Raw genomic sequence first — 22537 nt, forward strand, 5'->3', positions numbered from 1 at the left:
CGCGGGTGCAAATGTCATCGAACATTGACCTCTTCACGACATACGCGAGATCGTATGAATCCCGTCGCGAAACCGAGATGTCCTTGCAGGACTATCTGGAAGGATGCCGCGACGATCCGATGATGTACGCCAGCGCGGCGGAGCGGATCCTCGCCGCGATCGGCGAACCCGAGATGCTCGACACCTCGCGGGATGCGCGGCTCGGCCGGATCTTCATGAACCGGACGATCCGGGCCTACCCGGCCTTTGCCGAATTCTTCGGCATGGAGGAGACGATCGAGCGCATCGTCGCCTATTTCCGGCACGCCGCGCAGGGGTTGGAGGAGCGCAAGCAGATCCTCTACCTGCTCGGACCGGTCGGCGGCGGCAAGTCCTCGCTGGCGGAGCGCCTGAAGGCGCTGATGGAGAACCATCCCATCTACGTGCTGAAGGCCGGCGGCGACCTCAGCCCGATCTTCGAAAGCCCGCTCGGCTTGTTCGATCCCGAACAGATGGGCAAGACGCTGGAGGAGCGCTACGGCATCCCGCGCCGGCGCCTGACCGGGCTCATGAGCCCGTGGTGCCTGAAGCGGCTGGACGAGTTCGGCGGCGACATCTCGAAGTTCAAGGTCGTGAAGGTGAACCCCTCGCGGCTGCGCCAGATCGGCATCTCCAAGACGGAGCCGGGCGACGAGAACAACCAGGACATCTCGTCCCTGGTTGGCAAGGTCGACATCCGCAAGCTGGAGCACCTGTCGCAGAACGATCCCGACGCCTACAGCTACTCGGGCGGGCTCAACCGGGCCAACCAGGGCATGCTCGAATTCGTCGAGATGTTCAAGGCGCCGATCAAGATGCTGCATCCCCTGCTGACGGCCACGCAGGAGGGCAACTACGTCGGCACCGAGAACATCGGCGCGATCCCGTTCCAGGGCATCGTGATGGCCCACTCCAACGAGGCGGAGTGGCAGAGCTTCAAGACCAACAAGAACAACGAAGCCTTCATCGATCGCATCTACGTCATCAAGGTGCCGTACTGCCTGCGGGCGACCGAAGAGCAGAAGATCTACGAGAAGCTGATCCGCGGATCGGAGCTCGCCGGCGCGCCCTGCGCCCCGGCCACGCTGGAGATGCTGGCCCGCTTCGCGGTGCTGTCGCGGCTGCGCGAGCACGCCAACTCCAACGTGTTCTCGAAGATGCGCGTGTATGACGGCGAGAGCCTGCGCGAGGTCGATCCGCGCGCCCGCTCGCTGCAGGAATACAAGGATGCGGCCGGCGTCGACGAGGGCATGGAGGGCATTTCCACGCGCTTCGCCTTCAAGGTGCTGGCGGCGGCCTTCAACCACGACACCACCGAGATCGCGGCCGATCCCGTGCACCTGATGTACGTGCTGGAACAGACGGTGCGGCGCGAGCAGCTGCCGGAGGCGGTGGAGAAGCGCTACCTCGAATTCCTTAAGGCCGAACTCGCGCCGCGCTATGCGGAGTTCATCGGCCACGAGATCCAGAAGGCCTACCTGGAGTCCTACCACGACTACGGACAGAACCTCTTCGATCGCTATGTCGACTATGCCGACGCCTGGATCGAGGACCAGGACTTCAAGGATTCCGACACCGGGCAGTTGCTCAACCGGGAGCTGCTCAATCAGGAGCTGACCAAGATCGAGAAACCGGCGGGCATCGCCAATCCCAAGGACTTCCGCAACGAAGTCGTCAAGTTCGCGCTGCGTTCGCGGGCGAGCCATGGCGGCAAGAACCCCTCCTGGACCAGCTACGAGAAGATCCGCGACGTCATCGAGAAGCGGATGTTCAGCCAGGTCGAGGAGCTTCTGCCGGTGATCAGCTTCGGGTCCAAGAAGGACTCCGACAGCGAGAAGAAGCACGCCGACTTCGTCGCCCGCATGACCGAGCGCGGATACACCGAGCGCCAGGTGCGACGACTGGTCGAGTGGTACATGCGGGTCAAGCAGGCAGGGTAGCTTCCAACACGCAGCGGTCGGTCTGATCGCGTCAGATCGACCGCTCGAGGCGCCCGGCCGGAGCGGAGCGAAGATGCACATCGTCGACAGACGCCTGAACCCGGGAGGCAAGAGCCTCGGCAATCGCCAGCGCTTCCTGCGCCGGGCCCAGTCCCTGGTGCGCAGGGCGGTGCGGGACCAGTCCCGCGACCGCTCCATCAAGGACATGGGCGAGGGAGGCGAAGTCTCGATCCCGTCCGACGGGGTGCGCGAGCCTTCCCTGCGCCGCTCGGGCGCGGGCGGCATGCGCGAGCACGTGCTGCCGGGCAACAAGCAGTTCACCGAAGGCGACACGATCCCGCGGCCGCAGGGCGGCTCCGGCGGAGGCGGCTCCGAGGGCGCGGAAGAAGGCGGCGGCGAGGACGATTTCCGCTTCGTGCTGTCGCAGGACGAGTTCCTGGACCTGTTCCTGGAAGACCTCGAACTGCCCGACCTCGCCAAGACGCGGGTCGAGGACCTGGAGAACCCGGCCTGGCGGCGGGCCGGCTACTCCACCTCGGGATCGCCCGCAAACCTCTCGCTGACGCGCACCATGCGCAACAGCCTCTCGCGGCGCATCGCGCTGAACCGGCCGAAATCGACGGAGATGAAGGAGCTCGAGGAGGAGATCGCCCTCCTCGAAGGCCGAGGAGTGGAGCCGGAGCGCGTCGCCGCACTGCGCGTGAAGCTGGAGGGATTGGAGCGCCGGCGCAAGCTCATCCCCTTCGTGGATCCGATCGACCTGCGCTACCGCCAGTTCGCGCCCTACCCCAAGCCGGTCGCCCAGGCGGTGATGATCTGCCTGATGGACGTCTCGGGCTCCATGACGGAGCACATGAAGGACCTGGCGAAGCGCTTCTATGCGCTCCTCTACATCTTCCTGAAGCGCCGCTACCGGCACGTCGAACTGGTGTTCATCCGCCACACGCATACGGCCGAGGAGGTGGACGAGGACACGTTCTTCCACTCCACCGAGACCGGCGGCACGGTGGTTTCCACCGCGCTGGTCGAAATGCTGAAGGTGCTGCAGGAGCGCTATCGCCCCGAGGACTGGAACATCTACGCCGCCCAGGCCTCCGACGGCGACAATGCGCCCAACGACAACGAGCGCACGGTGTCGCTGCTGCAGAACCAGATCCTGCCGATGATGCAGTACTTCGCCTATCTGGAGGTGAAGCCCGAGGACGAGCCGCTGTCGCTCGGCCTCACCTCGCGGGCGAGCGACCTGTGGCGCGCCTACGAGGCCATGCAGGACTCCGGCCTCAAAGAGGCCGGGCCCCGCTTCGCGATGCGCCAGGTCCGCCACCGCCGGGACATCTTCCCGGTGTTTCGTGAGCTGTTTCGCCGCCGCGGCCAGGGGGCCGAGGCGGAGCGTGTGGGGGCGTCCTGATGACCATGCATCTCATCCCCAAGCCGCTTCTGTTCCACAGCAACGACTGGGATTTCGACACGATTCGGCGGATCTACGACGCGTGCGAGCGCATCGGCGTGGGCGAGCTCGGGCTCGACGTCTACCCCAACCAGATCGAGACCATCACGGCCGAGCAGATGCTGGACGCCTATTCGTCCTCCGGCATGCCGCTGTTCTACAAGCACTGGAGCTTTGGCAAGCACTTCGCGCATCACGAGGCGGTGTACCGCCGCGGCTATGGCGACCTCGCGTATGAGATCGTGATCAACTCCAACCCGTGCATCAGCTACATCATGGAGGAGAACTCCGCCACGATGCAGACGCTGGTGATTGCGCATGCGGCGTTCGGGCACAACCACTTCTTCAAGAACAACTATCTGTTCAAGCAGTGGACCGACGCGGACGGCATCCTCGATTACCTCGACTTCGCCAAGACCTACATCTCCGATTGCGAGGAGCGCTATGGCCACCTCGCGGTGGAGCGGTTGCTGGACGCCGCCCATGCGCTAAACAGCCAGGCTGTGCACCGCTATCCGCGGCGCTCCAAGCCCGACCTGCGCTCGGAAGAGAGGCGCGCCAACGAGAGGCGCGCGCATGACGAGCAGATGTTCAACGATCTCTGGCGCACAGTGCCCAAGACCGAGAAGATCCGCACCGGCAACCTCGACGAGGAGCGCCGCCGTGCGCTGCTGCAGCTGCCGCAGGAGAACGTGCTCTACTTCCTGGAAAAGACGGCGCCCAAGCTGGCGCCCTGGCAGCGCGAGATCCTGCGCATCGTCCGCAACGTGGCGCAGTATTTCTACCCGCAGCGCCAGACCAAGGTGATGAACGAGGGCTGCGCCACCTTCGTGCACTACAAGATCATGAACCGCCTGCACGAGCAGGGCATGCTCGACGACGGCAGCTATTTCGAGTTCCTGAAGTCGCACACCAACGTGACGTTCCAGCCGAAATACGACGATCCGCGCTATGGCGGCCTGAACCCCTACGCGATCGGCTTCGCGATGATGACCGACATCGAGCGCATCTGCACGGAGCCGACCGAGGAGGACCGTCAGTGGTTCCCGGAGATCGCCGGCAAGGGCGACGCCATGGGCGTTCTGCGCGACGTGTGGGCGAACTACCGGGACGAGAGCTTCCTGCTGCAGTTCCTCAGCCCCAAGCTGATGCGCGAATGGCGCATGTTCCACGTCGTCGACGACCCGGACCGTCCGGACCTGCGGGTGGACGCCATTCACGACGAGCGCGGCTACCGGCGCATGCGCCGCGCCCTGGCGCGCCAGTACGACGTGGCGTGGATCGACCCGGACATCCAGGTCGTGGACGTGGACCTCGCGGGCGACCGGCGCCTCATCCTGCACCACAACGTCGTGAACAAGATGCTGCTGGAGAGCGAGGACGCCAGCCGCGTGCTGCAGCACCTCGCAGACCTGTGGGGCTATGACGTGCTGATGAAGGAGATCGACGCCCCGACCGGCATGGTGCTGAAGGAACACCGGGCGAGCGCGCAGCCGATGGGCCGGTGACGGCGGCCTCTCGTGCGAAGCCGCTGTTCGCAGTTTTCGCGCCTAGGGCGCGAAAACCCGCAGGGCTTTGGGGACGACCTGGAATTTCGCAGGCGTGTGCGCACAAATCTCGCCGTCGCAGTTCACGGGCCGAGGCTTGCGCGTATGGATCTCGAACTCGGTGCAGCGGACGGTGCGGACCTCCTCCCAGGCGCCGTGCGAGCCGGCCCGGAAGGCGCGCAGCATCAGGGCGAATTTCCACACGCTGCTGAGTTCGAGGCTGTAGAGATCGAGATGATGGTCGTCGATGGTCGCGTGCTCGGCCACCGCCATCCCGCCGCCGTAGTAGCGGCCGTTGCCGACCGCGATCTGGTAGGTCTTCACCCGGATCGGCGCGCCATTGTGCATGATCGTCGCCGTGAAAGGGCGCGCATGCGTGAGCACCTTCATGGCGGCCAGCGCGTATCCCAAACGGCCGAAGCGACGCTTGATGTCCGACGTGAGCGTGTGGGCGAGATCGGTCGAGATGCCAAGGCTCGCCACGTTGAAGAACGGCTTGCCGTTGACGAGCCCGATGTCGATCGTGCGCTCCTTGCCGGTCGTGATGATGTCGATCGCGGCGCCGAGGTCTTCCGGGATGCCGAGGGTGCGGGCCAGGTCGTTGCCGGTCCCCAGCGGCACGATCCCGAACGGCAAGCGGGTTTCGAGAAGCCCGGGCCCCGCCGCATTGACGCTGCCGTCCCCGCCGCAGACCACGACGCAATCGACCTCCGGAGCGCGGCGAACGATGTCCGACGAGACCTCTTCGGGGCTGGTGAACGTCTCGACCTGCAGCGCGAGGCCACCCGCCTCGAGCCTGCGCGAGACCTCGTCGACCGCTTCCGCGCCGCGTCGGCTGTTGGGGTTGATGAGCACCAGCGCACGCCTTGCGGCGCCGGGCTCCGCTCGGGCCGGCTTGCCGGCCATCACGTGCGACTCCTCGATCTTATTTTCCATGGGGCGCATCGTTTCCGGGGAATCGGCCAATATGCAGGCTGAAACGCGGCGAGAGCGGAGGCGTTGCATGGCTGGCCTACTCGATTTCGTGCAGGCTGGATCTGCCGCGACGCGGGAGGAGACGGAACACCGTGCGGATTGACGACGCAGCCCTGACCCAGTTCGCCGCGCTGCCCTTTCGGGAGCACGAAGGTCGGCTCGAGGTGCTGCTCGCGACGTCCCGCGACACCGGACGCTGGGTGATTCCCAAAGGCTGGCCTATGAAGGGCAAGAAACCGCATGAGGCCGCCGCCCAGGAAGCCCTGGAAGAAGCTGGCCTGAAGGGCAAGGCAGGCAAGAAGCCGCTTGGCTCCTATGTGTACTGGAAACGCATGAAGGAGCACTTCGTGCTGGTGCGCGTGCAGGTTTATCCGCTGCGGGTGACCAAACAGCTCAAGATGTTTCGCGAGGTGGCGGTGCGACGGCTCGCCTGGATGACGCCGCACGAGGCGGCGCTTCTGGTGGACGAGGCAGGGCTGAGCAACCTGATGCTCGCATTCGTCGACGCACAGGACGAGAACGCCTTAACTCACGCTCCAGAGACCATGGCGCCGTCGTAGCCCGGCCCAGGCGGTCTACGACTTTGGTCTAGTTTGCCGACGCGGCAGGCAGAAACGCCTAAAAACGCACGGCGTTTTCACCGAACGCCTGTTGCCAGCGCCAATCCCCGCACTATCCTCCGCTCAGCCGCTACGCTTGTGGCGGGTAGCAGACCAACAAAAAGATCGCGGCTCCGCCGCGACGACAGCGCCACCCCCCGGCGCTTTCAGGAGGACGTCAATTGAAACGCACCGCATCGTCGGCGGCCGCCGCCGTCAAGACCCTGGCTCTCTCGGCTGCTTTCGGCGCGCTCGCGCTGGCCAGCGCAGTGTCCGCGCAAGCGGCTGACGGCGTGAAGATCGGCATTCTGAACGACCAATCCGGCGTTTACGCCGACTACGGCGGCAAGTGGTCCGTCGAGGCCGCCCGCATGGCCATCGAAGATTTCGGCGGCTCGGTGCTCGGCCAGAAGGTCGAGCTCGTGTCGGCCGACCACCAGAACAAGCCGGACATCGGCTCCAACATCGCCCGCCAGTGGTATGACGTCGACAATGTCGACATGATCACCGAGCTGACCACCTCGTCGGTGGCGCTGGCCGTGCATGAGCTCTCCAAGGCGAAGAAGAAGATCGACATCGTGGTCGGCGCGGCCACCTCGCGGCTCACCGGCGACGCTTGCCAGCCTTACGGCTTCCATTGGGCGTTCGACACCCGCGCGCTGGCGGTCGGAACCGGCGGCGCCCTCACCCGGGCCGGCGGCGACAGCTGGTTCTTCCTCACTGCCGACTACGCCTTCGGCTACCAGCTCGAGGAAGACACCTCCAAGCTCGTGAAGCAGGAGGGCGGCAAGGTTCTGGGCGCGGTGAAGCACCCGCTCAACAACACCGACTTCTCGTCCTTCCTGCTGCAGGCCCAGGCCTCGCAAGCAAAGGTGGTCGGCCTCGCCAATGCGGGCCTCGACACTACGAACTCGGTGAAGCAGGCGGCCGAGTTCGGCCTCATGGCGGGCGGCCAGAAGCTCGCCGGTCTCCTGATGACACTCGCCGAGGTCCATGGCCTCGGTCTCAAGTCGTCGAGCGGCCTGGTGTTGACCGAGGGCTTCTACTGGGACCTCGACGACCGTTCGCGCGAGTTCAGCGACCGCTTCTTCAAGCGCACGCAGCGGATGCCCAACATGATCCAGGCCGGCACCTACTCGGCCGTGCTGTCCTACCTCAAGGCCGTGAAGGCGGCTGACAGCAAGGATCCCGACAAGGTCGCGGCGAAGCTCAAGGAGCTGCCCGTGGATGACGCCTTCGGCCGCAACGGCAAGGTGTTGGCCAATGGCCGCATGATCCACGACATGTATCTCTTCGAGGTCAAGAAGCCCGAGGAAAGCAAGAAACCGTGGGACTACTACAAGCTGCTCTCGACCATCCCGGGCGAAAAGGCGTTCTTCACGGCTGCCGAGAGCGGTTGCCCGGCCACCAAGTAAGCGGCCCCGCGCCCCTGCCCTCTCCCGCTCGCGGGAGAGGGTGTTCCATGAGTTCTCCCAGATTGCGGGGCCTGCCTGAATGACAGCGCCAGACACCATCCTCCAGGCCCAGGGGCTGACGAAGGAGTTCCTCGGCTTTCTCGCCGTGAAGGACGTGAACCTTTCGGTGAAGCGCGGATCCATCCACGCGCTGATCGGCCCGAACGGCGCGGGCAAGACCACCGTCTTCAACCTGCTGACCAAGTTCCTGACCCCGTCGAGCGGCACGATCCGCTTCGACGGCGTCGACGTCACGCGGGAGCAACCTGCCGCGGTGGCGCGGCGCGGGCTGGTGCGCTCGTTCCAGATCTCGGCCACCTTTCCGCACTTGACCGTGCTGGAGAACATCCGCGTGGCGCTGCAGCGACGCGCCGGCCTGGCGACGCAGTTCTGGCGCTCGGACAAGGTTCTGCGCCAGCTCGACGCCCGGGCGCGCGAGCTGATCGCCGATTTCAAGCTCGACATCTACACGGACACGCCCGCCGTGGACCTGAGCTACGGCCGCAAGCGGGCGCTCGAAATCGCCACCACGCTGGCGCTCGACCCGACCATGCTGCTGCTCGACGAGCCCATGGCCGGCATGGGCCACGAGGACATCGACCGCGTCGTGGAGTTGATCCGCAAGGCCGCGGTAGGACGCACCATCCTGATGGTGGAGCACAATCTTTCGGTGGTCTCGAACCTCTGCGACACCATCACGGTGCTGCAGCGCGGCGAGATCATCGCCGAAGGCGACTACGCGACCGTCTCGGAAGACCCGCGCGTCCGCGAAGCCTATATGGGCATGGAGGAGGCCTGATGCAGGCGCAGAACACCGCTTCGGCGCCGCTGCTCGAAGTGCGCGACCTCGAGGCCTGGTACGGCGAAAGCCACGTGCTGCATGGCGTGTCGCTCGACGTGCGCGAAGGCGAGACCATCACGATCCTGGGCCGCAACGGGGCGGGCAAGACCACCACGCTGCGCTCCATCATCGGCATCGTGCGCAAGCGCAAGGGCGTGATCACGCTGCGGGGGCAGGACCTGCTGGCCCTGCCGCAGCACAAGGTGGCGCGGGCCGGGCTTGGCTACGTGCCGGAGGAGCGCGGCATCTTCGCGAGCCTCTCGGTGGACGAGAACCTGTCGCTGCCGCCCAAGATCGCCGAGGGCGGCATGTCGATCGCCGACATCTACCGGATCTTCCCGAACCTGGAGGAGCGTCGCAACAGCCCCGGCACCAAGCTGTCGGGCGGCGAGCAGCAGATGCTCGCCATCGCGCGCGTCCTGCGCACCGGCGCGCGCGTGCTGCTGCTCGACGAGCCGACCGAGGGCCTCGCGCCCGTGATCGTGCAGCGCATCGGCGAGCTGATCCGCACGCTGAAGACGCAGGGCTACACCATCGTGCTCGTGGAGCAGAACTTCCGCTTCGCCGCCAAGCTGGCCGACCGCTTCTTCGTGATGGAGGACGGCAAGGTGGTGGACACATTCGCGACGACGGAACTCAGCGCCCGCATGGGCTCGCTGCACGAATATCTGGGAGTGTGAGGCGATGACGACCATCTTCGGCGTCCCGACCGCCGCGCTCTACGGGCAGTTGCTGATCGGGCTCATCAACGGGTCCTTTTACGCCCTGCTGTCGCTTGGCCTCGCGGTCATCTTCGGCATGCTGCACGTCATCAACTTCGCGCATGGCGCGCTCTATATGCTCGGCGCCTTCGCGGCGTGGCTGGCGCTGACGAAGTTCGGCATCAACTACTGGGCGGCGCTGGCGCTGGCGCCGCTCGCGGTGGCGATCCTGGGCGTGTTCATCGAGCGAACGACGCTGCGGCGGCTCGCCGGGCTCGATCCGCTTTATGGCCTGTTGCTCACCTTCGGCCTGTCGCTCGTGATCGAGGGCATGTTCCGCCACTGGTACGGCTCCTCCGGCCAGCCTTATGCGCCTCCGCCGCAGTTGCAGGGCGGCGTCAATCTCGGCTTCATGTTCCTGCCGATCTACCGAGGCTGGGTGGTGGTGGCCTCCGTGGTGGTGTGCTTCGCGACGTGGTTCGTGATTGAGCGAACCCGGCTCGGCGCCTATCTGCGCGCCGCCACCGAGAACCCGGCGCTCGTGCAGGCGTTTGGCATCAACGTTCCGTTGCTGGTGACTGCAACCTATGCGGGCGGCGTTGCGCTTGCGGGCTTTGCGGGCGTGCTGGCGGCCCCGATCTACCAGGTGAGCCCGCTGATGGGGTCGAACCTCATTATCGTGGTGTTCGCCGTGGTGGTGGTCGGCGGCATGGGGTCCATCATGGGGGCGATCGTCACCGGCTATATGCTGGGCGTGCTCGAAGGGCTCACGAAGGTCTATTATCCGCAGGCCTCCGCGATCGTGATCTTCGTCGTGATGGCGATCGTGCTGCTTGTGCGCCCTGCGGGCCTGTTCGGTCGGGGAGAATGAGATGACTGCGACGACCGCATCCACCGGCCCGGCCGGCGTCTCCACCAATGGCGAGACCTGGGGCCGCGTGGCCGCAGCCGGCCTCGTGATCGCGCTCGTGATCGCGCCGTTCGGGGTCTACCCCGTGTTCCTGATGAAGCTGATGTGCTTCGCGCTGTTCGCGGCGGCCTTCAACCTGCTGATCGGCTATGTGGGGCTGCTGTCCTTCGGCCACGCGGCGTTCTTCGGGACGGGCGCCTACCTCTCGGCGCATGCCGCCAAGGTCTGGCACCTCGATCCGCTGCTCTGCGTGGTGCTGGGCGGCATCGGGGGCGGAGCGCTGGGCGTGCTGATCGGCTATCTGGCGATCAAGCGCAAGGGCATCTACTTCTCGATGATCACCCTGGCGCTGTCGCAGATGGTGTACTTCATCGCCCTGCAGTCCCCCTTCACGGGCGGAGAAGACGGCATTCAGGGCGTGCCGCGCGGCACGCTGTTCGGCCTCGTGGACCTGAACCAGCCACTCGCGATGTATGGCTTCGTGCTGGTGATCTTCCTGTTCGGGATGTTCGCGCTGTGGCGCATCGTCAACTCGCCGTTCGGCCAGATCCTCAAGGCCATCCGTGAGCACGAGCCGCGCGCGATCTCGCTGGGCTACGACGTGCAGCGCTACAAACTGATCGCCTTCGTGATCTCGGCGGCGCTCGCCGGGGTCGCAGGCGGGGCCAAATCGCTGGTGTTCCAGCTGGCGTCGCTCACCGACATCACGTGGCAGATGTCCGGCGAAGTCGTGCTGATCACCCTGCTGGGCGGCATCGGCACCATGCTGGGGCCGGTGATCGGGGCCCTCATCGTCGTCACGCTGGAGAACTATCTCGCGGCGCTCGACTTCCCGGTCACGGTGCTGATCGGCGGCATCTTCGTCGCCTGCGTGCTGCTGTTCCGCCGCGGCGTCGTCGGCGAGGTCGAGCACGCGATGCGCAAGCGCGGCTAACGGCCAGAGCCCCACGAAAAAGCCCCGCGACGCGAGCCGCGGGGCTTTTTTCATTCAGGCGTCGGTGGATCAGAACTCTTCCCAGCCGCCGGCCGACTTGTCCGCAATCGCCTTGGCAGGAGCGGGTCTGGCCAGGGAGGTCGCCTTTCCGGGCGCAGGCTTGGCGGCCGGGGCCGCGCCTCCGCCGAAAGCTTCGGCGGCAAGGCGGCGCAGACGCTCGGGCTCGCCAACTTTGGGGCTCGCGGCGGCGGGCTTGGGAGCCCAGCTTGCCGCAGCTTTGCGCGGGGCGGCGGGCGCAGGGCGCGCAGCCGGGCGGCTCGACGCCGCCGACGCCGCATAGGACGCGCTTCCGCTGGCGCTCACGCGCTGCGCTCCACGCATATCCTGGCGGGTCCGGAACGACGCCACGAGCTCGTTCAGCTTCTCGATCTGGCCGTTGAGGCTCACCGCGGAGGCGGCGCTCTCCTCGGCCAGCGCGGCGTTCTGCTGCGTCATCTCGTCCAGGTGAGCCACCGCCTGGCTCATTTCGTCGATGCCGCTCGCCTGCTCGGCGGTGGCGGCCGAAATCTCGCTGACGGTGCCGGCGACCTTCTGCGACGCGCCGACGATCTGGCCGAGCACATCGCCCGCCGAGCGCACGAGCTTCACGCCTTCGGAGATTTCCTGCGTCGAAGAGCCGATCAGCCCGGTGATGTCCTTGGCGGCTTCGCTGGAACGCTGGGCCAGCGTGCGCACCTCAGACGCCACGACGGCAAAGCCCTTGCCGGCTTCGCCCGCCCGCGCAGCTTCGACCGCCGCGTTCAGCGCCAGCAGGTTGGTCTGGAACGCAATGTCGTCGATCACCGACGTGATGTCGGTGATCTTCTGCGAGGCCTGCTCGATGCGCGTCATGGCCTCGACCGCCTGCGTGACGATCGCGCCGCCCGTCTGGGCCACCTGCATCGCGTTCTCGGCCATCTCGACGGCCTGGCGGGACGATTGGGCCGCCGCCTTGACGGACGCCGCCAGTTGCTCGGCCGTGGCCGCCGTCTGCTCCAGCGAGGCCGCCTGGTCTTCCGTGCGGCGCGAGAGGTCGTTGGCGCCGCTGTTGATCTCGCTCGCCGCGCTCGTGACGTCGATCGAGGTGGTCTGGATGGTGCCGACGGTTTCGGCCAGCCGCTCGACCGTGTCGTTGATGCTGCGCTGGAGATTGCCGAAGTCGCCTTCGTAGCGTCCCGCAACCGACCGGGTGAGGTCGCCGTCCGCCACCGCCGCCATGACGCTGGCGAACTCGCGGACCGCAGTCTCCACGGTCTCGGACACGCCGTTCAGGCCACCCGCGATCTCGCGGACGAAGCCAGACTTGTTTTCTATGGACATGCGCTTGGAGAAGTCGCCCTGCGCGGCGGCCGCGACCACGGCGGCAACCTCGGTTTCTGCCGCGAGTTCGGCGGTCATGTCGCGCCACTCCAGCGTGTGGCCGACACGCTCGCCGTTCGGGGCCTGGATGTAGGACATGTCGACCAGGATCACGTGGCCGCCGATGTCGTAGCGCACCTTCCGGCGGTGGCCGTCGTCGGAGATCACCTCGCGCTTCAGATTGGCGTTGCGGCGATACGCGTCGATGTGTTGCCCGACGAGACGGTCGACCGAGAAGTCGGGCTGCGCCTGCCGGAACACGGGCTCCATGCTGTAGAGCAGCTGCTGCAGGCTCTGGCTGATGTAGACGATGTGCTCGGCCGGGTCCGTGATCATCATCATGGTGGGCGAGCCATTCATCGCCGCCAGCGTGAGCTGCTGGCTTTCGCCGAGCCCCTGCAGGTGCTTCAGCGCGCGGGCGATCTCACCGACTTCGTTCTTGGCGGCGGTGTGCCCCACGGGCACGCTGTAATTTCCAGCCTGAAACGCGCGGATCACTCCCACGATGTCGCCGATCGGCCGCTGGATCGAGCGAACCACGATGATCGCGGCCGCAACCGCGAGCAGCACGCAAAGGCCCGCAAGGCTGAGCTTCCAGGACGCATCCGCGATGGCGTTGGCGATCCGCTTGGCGATGAGGTGATCGGCGGATTGGGCGGAGACCGTCCATGTCGCCTCGATGGCCCGCATGGTTTGGCGAACTTCGTCGACGAGGCTGTCACGCGCGGCCGCCGGGACCGGCTTTCCGGCTTCCAGCGTGGAGAGGATCTGCTGGCCGACGACGGCGGTCGCGGTGATGCGCGTTCCCAAGCGCTCGATCAGCGGGGCCACGACTTTTTGCACGGAGCCGTCGGCATTGCCCTTCACGGCCGTGAGGAGGTTGTCCTGGATCGCGCCGCTCTGCACGGTGAGCATCCGCAACGCGTATTTGAACTCGCCTGCCTCGCTGACGCCCGCCTGCCCGGCCTTCAGCTGGTCGGCGGTGCCGAGGAGCTCGGAGGCGGCGTCCGCCAGGAGCGGAAGGCGATTCACGGCGAAGTCCGTGACGTAGTAACTGTCCAGATCAGGATCCAGCGACAGGTTAAAAGCGTCGGCGGCCTTCTGGATCGCGCCGCGCGCATTCACCCGGGCCTCGACGCCGCTCGCGCTGCTCGCGCCCTTGCCGGCCTCGACGAGGAGCGACGCCCAGAGCGGCTCGATGGCCTTGAGACCTGCTCGCTCGGTTTCGGCGAACTTTATGTCTTTCTGGACCTGACTGCCAAACAGGTAGGTCATAGCGGCGAACGGGACGGCCAGAATGACCATGATCAACACGATCTTCTTCCCGATCGTCATGTCTCTGACCCAGGTTGCCCAGCGCATATTCGTCACGATCATCCCCCGACGTCCGTTCGTCTTTGTTCGCGGCCGCTTTGCCGCAACCGTCAAATTCAATGCTGTGTCGGAACCAACTCGGCGGTTTGCACACCGCCTCCGACGAGCATTCCGAGATCAGGCAGCGCGATGACCTTGTCGCCGCGCACCGCAATCCCGTGCAGCGCTTCCTCCACGCCGAGTACTTCCGGCGGCGGGCGCAGGTCCGAGCGCGGAATGTCGACAATGTCCGAAACGGCATCCACCAGGAGGCCCACCGGCTGTCGGCCAAGGTCCAGCACCAGGATCACGCTCGAGCGTGAGATCGGGCTCGGCCCGAGCCCGAGACGCTGGCGGAAGTCGAACACCGTGATGACGGTGCCGCGGAGGTTCAAGACGCCCAGCACGTAGGATGCCGTGTTGGGGAGCGGCGTCGTGGCCTGCCACCCTTTGATTTCGCGAACGAGACCAACGTCCACGCCGAACTGGCGTCCCTCCACCAGGAAGGTGACAATCCTGATTGCCTGCGAGTCCGTGCCTTCGAAAGCCGGTGCGGCAGCCGCCATCATGCTCATGGAGTGATCCTCTCAGCCCGGGACCTATCCCCAAAGCTGCAATGTTCGGTGTTGCAATTTTTCAGTCAGCCACCAAACAATGAAGAAGACGTAAAAAGATGATTATTATCAACCCAAGCGATTGAGGAAGCGTGGCTGCGACGCTTCCCATGACCGCATCCCCACGGCGGTAGCGAAGGCGCTGGACTGTTCATGACTTTGCAATTAATGGTTGCGTCCTTGATAGTATTACAGCTCAGGGATGTTGAGCTAAAGCTTTGTTAAGTTTCAAACCCTAGTTTGCGTCAAGATCATTTCAGGAGGGCGAATTGGTCGATCTCGCACTCAGCACACGCAGCACCCGAGACGAGGTCGTCGACCTCTGCAACAAGATGAAAGACGCGTTCGCGGACGGCAAAGAGGTTCGCCTCGACGGGTCCGCCGCCGAAGATCTTTCACCCACTCTGGCTCAGGTCATCGTATCCGCGGGGCGGACAGCGCGTGAGAGCGGACAGGGATTTACCCTCGTTTCACCTAGTCCCGCCATGATCGACGGCTTCCAGGGCTACGGCCTGTTTGCCGAGCTCATGACGATTCCGATGGAGTAGACGGTGCGCATTCTTGCAATCGACGATACGCGAACGCTCCGTGAGCTCCTGTGCAGGACTCTCCGGGCGGCTTCCTATGACGTGGTGGAAGCGGAAAACGGCGAGGAAGGGCTCGCCCGCTTCGCCGACCACCGCCCCGATATCGTCATCACCGATCTGAACATGCCGGTTCTCGACGGCATCGAATTCACGCGGGCAGTTCGCTCGCGCGCCGATGGGACGGGGGTCCCGATCATCATCCTCACCACCGAGAGCGGGGCCGAGATCAAGGCCGAAGGCCGCAAGGCCGGCGCAACGGCCTGGATGGTGAAGCCGTTCGACCCCCAGCGCCTGCTCGACATGCTGACTCGTTTCAAGAAGTAGAGCGCGCCATGGATGCTCTTGCCGAAATCCGCAATATCTACTTCGACGAATGCGATGAGTTCATCGGGTTGCTCGAAGGCCACCTCGCCGCGATCGGCGATGGGCGCGCGACGCCGGACGACATCCACGGCGCATTCCGCGCCGTTCATTCGATCAAGGGCGGCGCTGGAGCATTCGCGCTCACGGAACTCGTCGAGTTCGCGCACATGTTCGAGGCGTGCCTCGACGCTCTGCGGTCCGGCAAGGTGGCGGTTGAAGACGCCCCGGTCGACATGCTCCTGCAGGCCGGCGACGTCCTCAACGAGCTTATCGGCGCAGCGCGCGACGGCCGCTCGGTGCCGGTCTCGCCCGCCATCGTGAAGGCCCTGCAGGCCATGGCGGGCGGCAAAACCGCCGCTCCCAAGGCCGGCGACGAAATCTTCCTCGACGACGACGAGCCCGCTCCGGCGAAAGCCGGCCCTGCCGCGAAGGCCGCGGCCGCCCCGGCCGCGCCTGCCCCGGCGGGCGAAAGCGCCCCCGCCAAGATCAAGGTGTTCATCACGCCCGAAAAGGAGTTCTTCCGGCGCGCGATCGATCCCCGGATGATCTTTGAGGCGCTGAAGCATCTCGGCGAGGTCGAGGTGACCTGCGACGCCTCCAAGGTGCCGGTCATTTCATCGCTCGATCCGAACGACTGCTGGATGCGGTGGATCGTCGAGATCGAAACCGAGCAGAGCCGCGAGCACGTCATCGAGGCGCTCGAATCCTTCCTGGCGGACGAGGAATATTCCTTCACCGACACCGAAGCGGAGGATGACGCGGCGGCCGGGCTCGACCTTCACGAGGCGCCCAAGGCTTCCGGCGAGACCCGCTCTGCCGATGCTTCGAGCGTCGAGGCCGCGCCACAGGGCGCGCCTTCGCCGGCGAACGCCCCCGCCCCCACGGGCGCGGTCCCTCCGCCGGTGGTTCAGCGCCGGGCTTCGGGCGGGACGATCCGTGTCGACCTCGACCGCATCGACCGCCTCATGAACCTGGTCGGCGAGATCGTCATCACGCAGTCCATGCTCTCCGAGCGCGCCGGCGTTCTCGCCAAGCGCGAGGCCGCGTCCTTCGTGGACGCCCTTTTCAGCCTCGCGCGGCAGACGCGCGAGTTGCAGGACAACGTCATGGCCGTCCGGGCGCAGCCCGTGAAGGTCGTGTTCCAGCGGCTGCCGCGCCTCGTTCGCGAGCTGGAGCGCACGCTGGGCAAGAAGGCCCATCTCGTGCTGGCCGGCGAAGACACCGAGGTCGACAAGACCATCGTCGAGGAGCTCGCGGATCCCTTGATCCACATGCTTCGCAACTCGATGGACCACGGTCTCGAGCCGCCGGAGGAACGCATCGCGGCCGGCAAGGCGCCGGACGGGACGATCCGGGTTTCTGCCGAACATCGCGGATCGCGCATCCTGATCTGCGTCACCGACGACGGGCGCGGCATCAACCGTGAAAAGCTGATCGCGAAGGCCAAGGCCCGCGGACTGCTGCCGGCGGACTCCGAGCCGACGCCCGAGGAAGCCGACAACCTCATCTTCCATCCGGGTCTTTCCACGGCGCAGCAGGTCACGGACGTGTCCGGACGCGGCGTCGGCATGGACGTGGTTCGGCGGAACGTCGAAGCGCTGGGCGGCCGCATCACCGTGGAATCCACGCCGGGACGCGGCTGCAAGTTCACGCTCGGCCTGCCGCTGACGCTGGCGGTGCTGGACGGCATGATCGTGCGGGCCGGAACCGAGCGCTTCGTGTTCCCGCTGTCGTCGATCGTCGAGACGATGCAGCTCGATCCGGGCAGCGTGGAGCCCCTTCCGGGCGGCCGCGACATCCTCCAGCTCCGGGGTGAAATCGCTCCGTTGCTGAAGCTGCGCCAGTTGCTCGGCATCCGGGCGATCGGCGACGAGCCGATCGTCGTGATCGTCGAGACCGAGACCGTGCCGCGGCTCGCCATCGCGGTGGACGAGATCGTGGGCCAGCAGCAGGTCGTGGTGAAGAACCTCGAATCGTCGTTCCGCAGGGTCGAGGGCGTCTCCGCCGCGACCATCCTGGGCGATGGCTTGGTGGCGCTCATTCTGGACGTGGACGCGCTGCCGGCGCTGTCGCAGTCCGGACGCAAGCTGCCGACCATGTCGGAAACTCTGGGCGTGGCCGTCTAAGGCCACCCCTCCCCGTTTGCCGCGGCGACACCGCGTTTCCTGACCCTTTCGCAAGAGGCGCCGACGTGCACGGTCTTGCCGCAGACGGTTCCGACTACGCCCTGTCGGACAAGGATTTCGAGTTGATCGCCGGCATCGCCAGGGATCAGGCCGGAATCGTCATACGAGCCCATAAATCGGCGATGATCCGCGGACGGCTGATGCGCCGGCTGCGCGCCCTGCAGTTGCGCTCGGTCGCCGAGTATTGCGACCTGCTGCGCAGCGGCGACGGGCACAAGGAGCTGCCGAGCCTCCTCAACGTCCTGACCACGAACCACACGGCGTTTTTCCGCGAGCGGCACCACCTCGACCACCTGCGGAGCGACGCGCTGCCCGAGACCTATTCGCGCGCGCTGAAACACAACTCACGCGTGCGTATCTGGTCGTCAGCGTCTTCGACGGGTGAAGAGCCCTACTCGATCGCCGCCATGGTGCATGCTTCCCAGCCGCCAAAGGCGCTGGACATGCGGATCCTCGCGACCGACATCGACACCGACGTGCTGGACCGCGCCGAGCGCGGCGAGTACGCCCGCGAGGTGGTCGAGCGTGCGCCCGCCGACCTGAAGCCGCTGCTGATGTGCGAGCCGGCCGGCCAGGACAGCGTCCGCATCGGAGCCGTGCTGAAGCGCTATCTGACGTTCAAGCAGCTGAACCTCGTGATCGAGTGGCCCATGAAGGGCCCTTTCGACGTGATCTTCTGCCGCAACGTCATGATCTACTTCGACGCGCCGACCAAGAAGAGCATCGTCGACCGCGCCGCCGACCTCCTGCGGCCGGGCGGTTGGCTCTATCTCGGCCATTCGGAATCCCTCTCCCCTCCGCATCCGGCTTTCGAGCTGATCGGACGAACCATTTATCGGAGGCGGTGATGGCTCTCCCCGCGAAGGCGCCCCCCGCCGCCCGGCGCTCGTTTCAGGATTCCACCGGCGCCACGATCGTCTCGGTTGCGCCCGGAGACCACTACGTCACGGACGACAAGAACCAGATCATCGTCACGCTGCTCGGCTCTTGCGTGGCGGCCTGCGCGCGCGACACCATCACGGGCGTCGGTGGCGTGAACCACTTCCTCCTGCCTTCCAGCGACAGCCACGACGTGCATGGCGGCGATGAAGGAATGCGGTTCGGCGATTATGCGATGGAGCAACTGCTCAACAGCATCTATCGCCGCGGCGGCCAGCGCGGTCGCATAGAGGTCAAGATATTCGGCGGCGCGCGCGTGCTGGGCGGCAGCAGCATGCTGAAGATCGGCGAGCAGAACATCGCCTTCGTGGAGAAATTCCTCAAGACCGAGGGCATTCCGATCGTGGCCCGGTCCGTGGGCGGCACCGCCCCGCGGCGCATCCGCTACCAGCCGGCGACGGGCCGCGCCTGGGTGCAGGAACTCGACAAGACCAGCGCCGTGACGGTGACGCAGCAGGAAGAGAATTACCGCCGCAGCTTCGTGCGTCAGCAGCCTGCGGGCGACGTGGAGTTCTTCTGATGATCCGGCCGTCCCGCCCCTATCGCGTGTTCGTGGTGGACGACTCGCGCACCATCCGTCGCCTCATCAGCGCCATCGTGGACGAAACGGAGGGCCTGGTGCTCGCCGGATCGGCCGAAAGCGCCGAGGAAGCCTGGGATGTGCTGCGCCAGCCCGGCTTCGAGGTCGACGTCGTGTCGCTCGACATCGAGCTGCCGGGCATCAACGGCATCGAGTTCCTGAAGCAGCTGATGGCCAAGCGGCCCATTCCGGTGCTGGTGGTCTCGGGCCACACGGATTCGGCCGCGGACCTGACGCTTACGGCGCTGGAAAACGGCGCCATCGACTGCATCCAGAAGCCGGATGGGCGTCCCACCGAGATCGACCGGTTCCTGCGCGACACCGGCGCGGGCCTGATCCGCGCGGCCCAGAGCTCGCTGCGCGGCCGCGCGCCCGCCGCCGCGCCTCCGGTCAATCCGGTGCTTTCGCCTCGGCCCAATGCGGCGGCGTCGGCCGCGAGCGCTGCGGGGTTTGGCGGCGACAACCTCATCTGCATCGGGGCTTCCACGGGCGGCGTGCCGGCCGTGTGCAAGGTCGTGGAGGGCCTGCGCGGCGTCAATTGCCCCATCGTGGTGGTGCAGCACATGCCGGCCAGCTTCACGCCTCGCCTCGCGACCCGCCTGGCGCAGACGACCGGTCTGCCGGCGTTCGAGGCGACGGATGGCGGCAGGCTCACGCCCCGCACCATCTGGGTTGCGCCCGGCGGGCGTCACCTGCACATCGTCCGCAAGGCCGGCGGTTACTTCGCCAAGCTGACGGACGAAAATCCGGTCTCGGGCCACAAGCCCTCGATCGACGTGATGTTCCACTCGGCGGCCCAGGAGGCTGGCGGCCTTGCGTCAGGCATCCTGCTCACCGGAATGGGCCGCGATGGCGCCGATGGCCTTCTGGCGATGCGCAACGCCGGCGCGCACACCATTGCGCAGGACGAGGCGACCTGCGTCGTCTACGGTATGCCCAAATCGGCCGTTGCGATGGGCGCAGTGGACCAGATATTGCCGCTCGATCGCATTGCAGACCACATCTTGTCCGGCGCGCCCCGCGTCCGGACGTCGCGACATGCGGGAGCCTGAACCATGGCTGACCTGAAATCCAAAAAAGTACTCGTCGTCGACGACCAGAAGAGCATGCGCGGCCTCGTCCGCTTCGCGCTGATCCAGATGGGGATGGAAACCGTCGACGGGGCCGAGAGCGGCGAAGAAGCGATCAAGAAGCTCAGCACGACCCGCTACGACCTGATCATCACGGATCTCCACATGGAGGGCATCTCGGGGCTGGGGCTGCTGAAGGCCGTGCGGTCGCACCCGGTACTCCGGGGCACGCCCGTGATCATGGCGACGAGCGAGACCTCGTCCGACACCGTCCGGCAAGCCAAGGCCCTGAACGTTGACGCCTTCATCCTGAAGCCCGTGGACGCCAACGCGCTGCAGGCCCGTGTGAAAGCCGTTCTCAAGGTGGCGTGAGGCGCTCAGGCGCCGCCACATCGCACGACCAGATCTCGAAACGAGCAACGCCGCCGCGGGCAATCCGCGGCGGCGTTTTCGCATGTCCGAAGCGCCGGGCCGTTCAGGCCGCGGCGGCGAGATCCATGGCGTTCATCAGCGTCTCGGCCGTGAACGGCTTGGCGATCACCGGCGGAGGATTCGGCTTGTCCTTGAGTTTTACGGCAGCCGCCTTGTCGTTCGCGGTCATCAGCAGAAACGGGATCCCGGCCCACTCGGGGCGGCCATCCATGATCAGCTTCAGGTCGGCCCCGCTCATCGGCGTCATGTGATAGTCGCAGATGACCAGGCCATATTCCTTCTGGTTCAGCTTGCGGATCGCCTCGGGCCCGCTCCCCGCCCCTTCCACGTCCAGCACGCCCTGCGCGTTCAGGAGCGTGCGAACGATGCGGACGATCGCGTAGGTGTCGTCCACCACGAGAACAGGCTTGGTGCGGTCAAAGCTCACGATGGGCCTCCAGGGACCGGGCAGGAGCCGCGGAAGCGTCGTCCTGCGCCATGTGTTCGTCGGATAGCTTCTTGCGGGCGCGGCACTCGCTCGAGAGCACCAGCAACTGCCGGGCAAGCTCCAGCGCGGTTTCGTTCGCCTGGACGCTGATCCCCGCCCGGATCACCGATGCGGCGGCTTCAACATAGCGCCGCACCACAATGGCCGGCACGTCCAGCGCCTCGCCTTGAAGGTGATCGCAGAGCCCGGTCGCGATTTGCGCCACCACGCCGTAGCGGAACTGCTTGGCCTGGCCACGCACGTTCTGCGCCGCAAGGCGCATCTCGTTCAGGGCTGCCGGGCCCATGTCGCTCTGCTCGAAGACCACCAGCGCAGCCATGAGCCCGGTCGCGGCGGATGACATCCACTCGGCGAAGCTGGGCTCCAGCGCCTCCACGGCCCGCTCGGCCCGGGCGATCATGTCGGCATCGTCGGTCATGCTGGCGGGCGCGACCTTGACGAGCGCCTTCTCGCGCAAGCGGGGCTTGGGGTGAAGAACGGTGTGGTCGGCGTGCTCTTCCTGCTTGTCCAGGTGGGGCGCCGCGGCGGCGGGAGAGATCTCAACCATTGGAGTAGCTCACGAGAACGGGCTTGGGCGCGATGACCTGGCTCTCTTCCTCACCCTTGCGACGCTCGGGTCCGGAATACTCGCCAACCTTGGTCCGGCGCCGATCCGGCCCAAAAAAGGATGCGGTCTTGATGAAAGGCCTTGGGTGGGCGACGACGCCAAGAATGCGCTGATGGAGCGCCGTAGCGGAGAGCGGCTTGACCAGGAACTCGGTGACGCCGGCGTCGCGGGCCTCGATCACCCGGTGCCGCTCGGAATGCACCGACACCATGATGATCGGCACGAAGGGGTTCACGCTGTTGTCCGAGCAGCGCATCAGCTTCGTCATGTCGATGCCGTTGATCAGCGGCATCTCCCAATCGGTGAACACGATGTCGGGGTAGTGCGACGCGAAGGCGTCGAGCGCCGACGCGCCATCCTCCGCCTCAAAGACTTCCCGTGCGCCGAATCCATGGAGAAGCGTCTTCAGGATGCGCCGCATATAGGTGTTGTCATCGACAACCAGGAATCTGAGGCGGGAGTATTCGACGCGGAACATGGAGCCCGATCGCGGTTTCAACCGCCCGGACTCTACTTCAAGCTGCGTTAATTTTTCCTGCAATTATCAGTTGCGAA

The 22537-nt window shown here is 65.9% G+C and carries 22 protein-coding genes; 16 read left to right on the plus strand and 6 right to left on the minus strand.

Going from position 1 to position 22537, the window contains the following annotated elements; genetic code table 11:
* Window positions 1-11: 11 nt before the first annotated feature.
* From AC1DSZ_RS17685 to AC1DSZ_RS17695, 3 genes are all read left to right on the plus strand, one after another.
* Window positions 12-1958, plus strand: coding sequence for a PrkA family serine protein kinase (locus AC1DSZ_RS17685; RefSeq protein WP_476839670.1), 1947 nt, complete (start codon window positions 12-14; stop codon window positions 1956-1958).
* A gap of 73 nt (window positions 1959-2031) precedes the next feature.
* Entirely contained in the window at window positions 2032-3366 is a 1335-nt protein-coding gene (locus AC1DSZ_RS17690; protein ID WP_476839671.1) for a YeaH/YhbH family protein, read from the plus strand.
* Window positions 3366-4913: a SpoVR family protein gene (locus AC1DSZ_RS17695; RefSeq protein ID WP_476839672.1), complete on the plus strand. Its 1548-nt coding sequence runs from the start codon at window positions 3366-3368 to the stop codon at window positions 4911-4913. The genes AC1DSZ_RS17690 and AC1DSZ_RS17695 overlap by 1 nt, the downstream gene beginning before the upstream one ends.
* Window positions 4914-4955: 42 nt before the next feature.
* Here the strand turns inward: AC1DSZ_RS17695 and AC1DSZ_RS17700 are convergent, their stop codons facing one another.
* On the minus strand, window positions 4956-5888 hold the full coding sequence (locus tag AC1DSZ_RS17700) for a lipid kinase (protein ID WP_476839673.1): 933 nt from the start codon (window positions 5886-5888) through the stop codon (window positions 4956-4958).
* A gap of 131 nt (window positions 5889-6019) precedes the next feature.
* Here AC1DSZ_RS17700 and AC1DSZ_RS17705 point away from each other — a divergent pair, with 131 nt between their 5' ends.
* The 6 genes from AC1DSZ_RS17705 (at window position 6020) to AC1DSZ_RS17730 (ending at window position 11366) form a co-directional block, all read left to right on the plus strand.
* Complete coding sequence (locus tag AC1DSZ_RS17705; RefSeq protein ID WP_476839674.1) at window positions 6020-6487, plus strand: NUDIX hydrolase; 468 nt, start codon at window positions 6020-6022, stop codon at window positions 6485-6487.
* A 263-nt stretch (window positions 6488-6750) separates the two neighbouring features.
* A complete protein-coding gene (locus AC1DSZ_RS17710) occupies window positions 6751-7941 on the plus strand; it encodes an ABC transporter substrate-binding protein (RefSeq protein WP_476839842.1) in 1191 nt (396 codons plus the stop codon).
* A gap of 79 nt (window positions 7942-8020) precedes the next feature.
* The gene (locus AC1DSZ_RS17715; protein WP_476839675.1) at window positions 8021-8779 is read left to right on the plus strand and encodes an ABC transporter ATP-binding protein; all 759 of its coding nucleotides are present in this window, start codon (window positions 8021-8023) and stop codon (window positions 8777-8779) included.
* Complete coding sequence (locus tag AC1DSZ_RS17720; protein WP_476839676.1) at window positions 8779-9501, plus strand: ABC transporter ATP-binding protein; 723 nt, start codon at window positions 8779-8781, stop codon at window positions 9499-9501. The genes AC1DSZ_RS17715 and AC1DSZ_RS17720 overlap by 1 nt, the downstream gene beginning before the upstream one ends.
* Before the next feature lie 4 nt (window positions 9502-9505).
* A complete protein-coding gene (locus tag AC1DSZ_RS17725) occupies window positions 9506-10393 on the plus strand; it encodes a branched-chain amino acid ABC transporter permease (protein ID WP_476839677.1) in 888 nt (295 codons plus the stop codon).
* A gap of 1 nt (window position 10394) precedes the next feature.
* On the plus strand, window positions 10395-11366 hold the full coding sequence (locus AC1DSZ_RS17730; RefSeq protein ID WP_476839678.1) for a branched-chain amino acid ABC transporter permease: 972 nt from the start codon (window positions 10395-10397) through the stop codon (window positions 11364-11366).
* A 69-nt stretch (window positions 11367-11435) separates the two neighbouring features.
* On the opposite strand, the gene AC1DSZ_RS17735 is transcribed toward AC1DSZ_RS17730, so the two are convergent.
* The gene (locus AC1DSZ_RS17735) at window positions 11436-14099 is read right to left on the minus strand and encodes a methyl-accepting chemotaxis protein (RefSeq protein ID WP_476839679.1); all 2664 of its coding nucleotides are present in this window, start codon (window positions 14097-14099) and stop codon (window positions 11436-11438) included.
* Between the two features lie 95 nt (window positions 14100-14194).
* On the minus strand, window positions 14195-14692 hold the full coding sequence (locus tag AC1DSZ_RS17740; protein WP_476839680.1) for a chemotaxis protein CheW: 498 nt from the start codon (window positions 14690-14692) through the stop codon (window positions 14195-14197).
* A gap of 308 nt (window positions 14693-15000) precedes the next feature.
* Here AC1DSZ_RS17740 and AC1DSZ_RS17745 point away from each other — a divergent pair, with 308 nt between their 5' ends.
* The 7 genes from AC1DSZ_RS17745 to AC1DSZ_RS17775 all read left to right on the plus strand — a co-directional run bounded on the left by AC1DSZ_RS17745 (window position 15001) and on the right by AC1DSZ_RS17775 (window position 20828).
* Complete coding sequence (locus AC1DSZ_RS17745) at window positions 15001-15279, plus strand: STAS domain-containing protein (protein ID WP_476839681.1); 279 nt, start codon at window positions 15001-15003, stop codon at window positions 15277-15279.
* Window positions 15280-15282: 3 nt separating this feature from the next.
* Entirely contained in the window at window positions 15283-15642 is a 360-nt protein-coding gene (locus AC1DSZ_RS17750) for a response regulator (protein ID WP_188516753.1), read from the plus strand.
* An 8-nt stretch (window positions 15643-15650) separates the two neighbouring features.
* Window positions 15651-17807, plus strand: a complete 2157-nt coding sequence (locus AC1DSZ_RS17755) for a chemotaxis protein CheA (protein WP_476839682.1) — start codon at window positions 15651-15653, stop codon at window positions 17805-17807.
* A 65-nt stretch (window positions 17808-17872) separates the two neighbouring features.
* Window positions 17873-18715 carry a CheR family methyltransferase gene (locus AC1DSZ_RS17760; RefSeq protein ID WP_476839683.1) on the plus strand — a complete coding sequence of 281 codons (843 nt, stop codon included), beginning with the start codon at window positions 17873-17875 and terminating at the stop codon, window positions 18713-18715.
* Entirely contained in the window at window positions 18715-19326 is a 612-nt protein-coding gene (locus tag AC1DSZ_RS17765) for a chemoreceptor glutamine deamidase CheD (protein WP_476839684.1), read from the plus strand. Before AC1DSZ_RS17760 ends, AC1DSZ_RS17765 begins: the two co-directional genes overlap by 1 nt.
* On the plus strand, window positions 19326-20438 hold the full coding sequence (cheB, locus tag AC1DSZ_RS17770; RefSeq protein ID WP_476839685.1) for a chemotaxis-specific protein-glutamate methyltransferase CheB: 1113 nt from the start codon (window positions 19326-19328) through the stop codon (window positions 20436-20438). Before AC1DSZ_RS17765 ends, cheB begins: the two co-directional genes overlap by 1 nt.
* A gap of 3 nt (window positions 20439-20441) precedes the next feature.
* Window positions 20442-20828, plus strand: coding sequence for a response regulator (locus AC1DSZ_RS17775; protein ID WP_188516748.1), 387 nt, complete (start codon window positions 20442-20444; stop codon window positions 20826-20828).
* 103 nt (window positions 20829-20931) lie between these two features.
* Here AC1DSZ_RS17775 and AC1DSZ_RS17780 read toward each other — a convergent pair whose 3' ends face one another.
* The 3 genes from AC1DSZ_RS17780 to AC1DSZ_RS17790 are packed head-to-tail and all read right to left on the minus strand — an operon-like array spanning window position 20932 to window position 22460.
* The gene (locus AC1DSZ_RS17780; protein WP_476839686.1) at window positions 20932-21315 is read right to left on the minus strand and encodes a response regulator; all 384 of its coding nucleotides are present in this window, start codon (window positions 21313-21315) and stop codon (window positions 20932-20934) included.
* On the minus strand, window positions 21305-21922 hold the full coding sequence (locus tag AC1DSZ_RS17785; RefSeq protein ID WP_476839687.1) for a hypothetical protein: 618 nt from the start codon (window positions 21920-21922) through the stop codon (window positions 21305-21307). Before AC1DSZ_RS17785 ends, AC1DSZ_RS17780 begins: the two co-directional genes overlap by 11 nt.
* Entirely contained in the window at window positions 21915-22460 is a 546-nt protein-coding gene (locus AC1DSZ_RS17790; RefSeq protein ID WP_476839688.1) for a response regulator, read from the minus strand. Before AC1DSZ_RS17790 ends, AC1DSZ_RS17785 begins: the two co-directional genes overlap by 8 nt.
* Window positions 22461-22537 lie beyond the last annotated feature (77 nt).

It is taken from the genome of Alsobacter sp. P4_H11 (assembly GCF_056400925.1).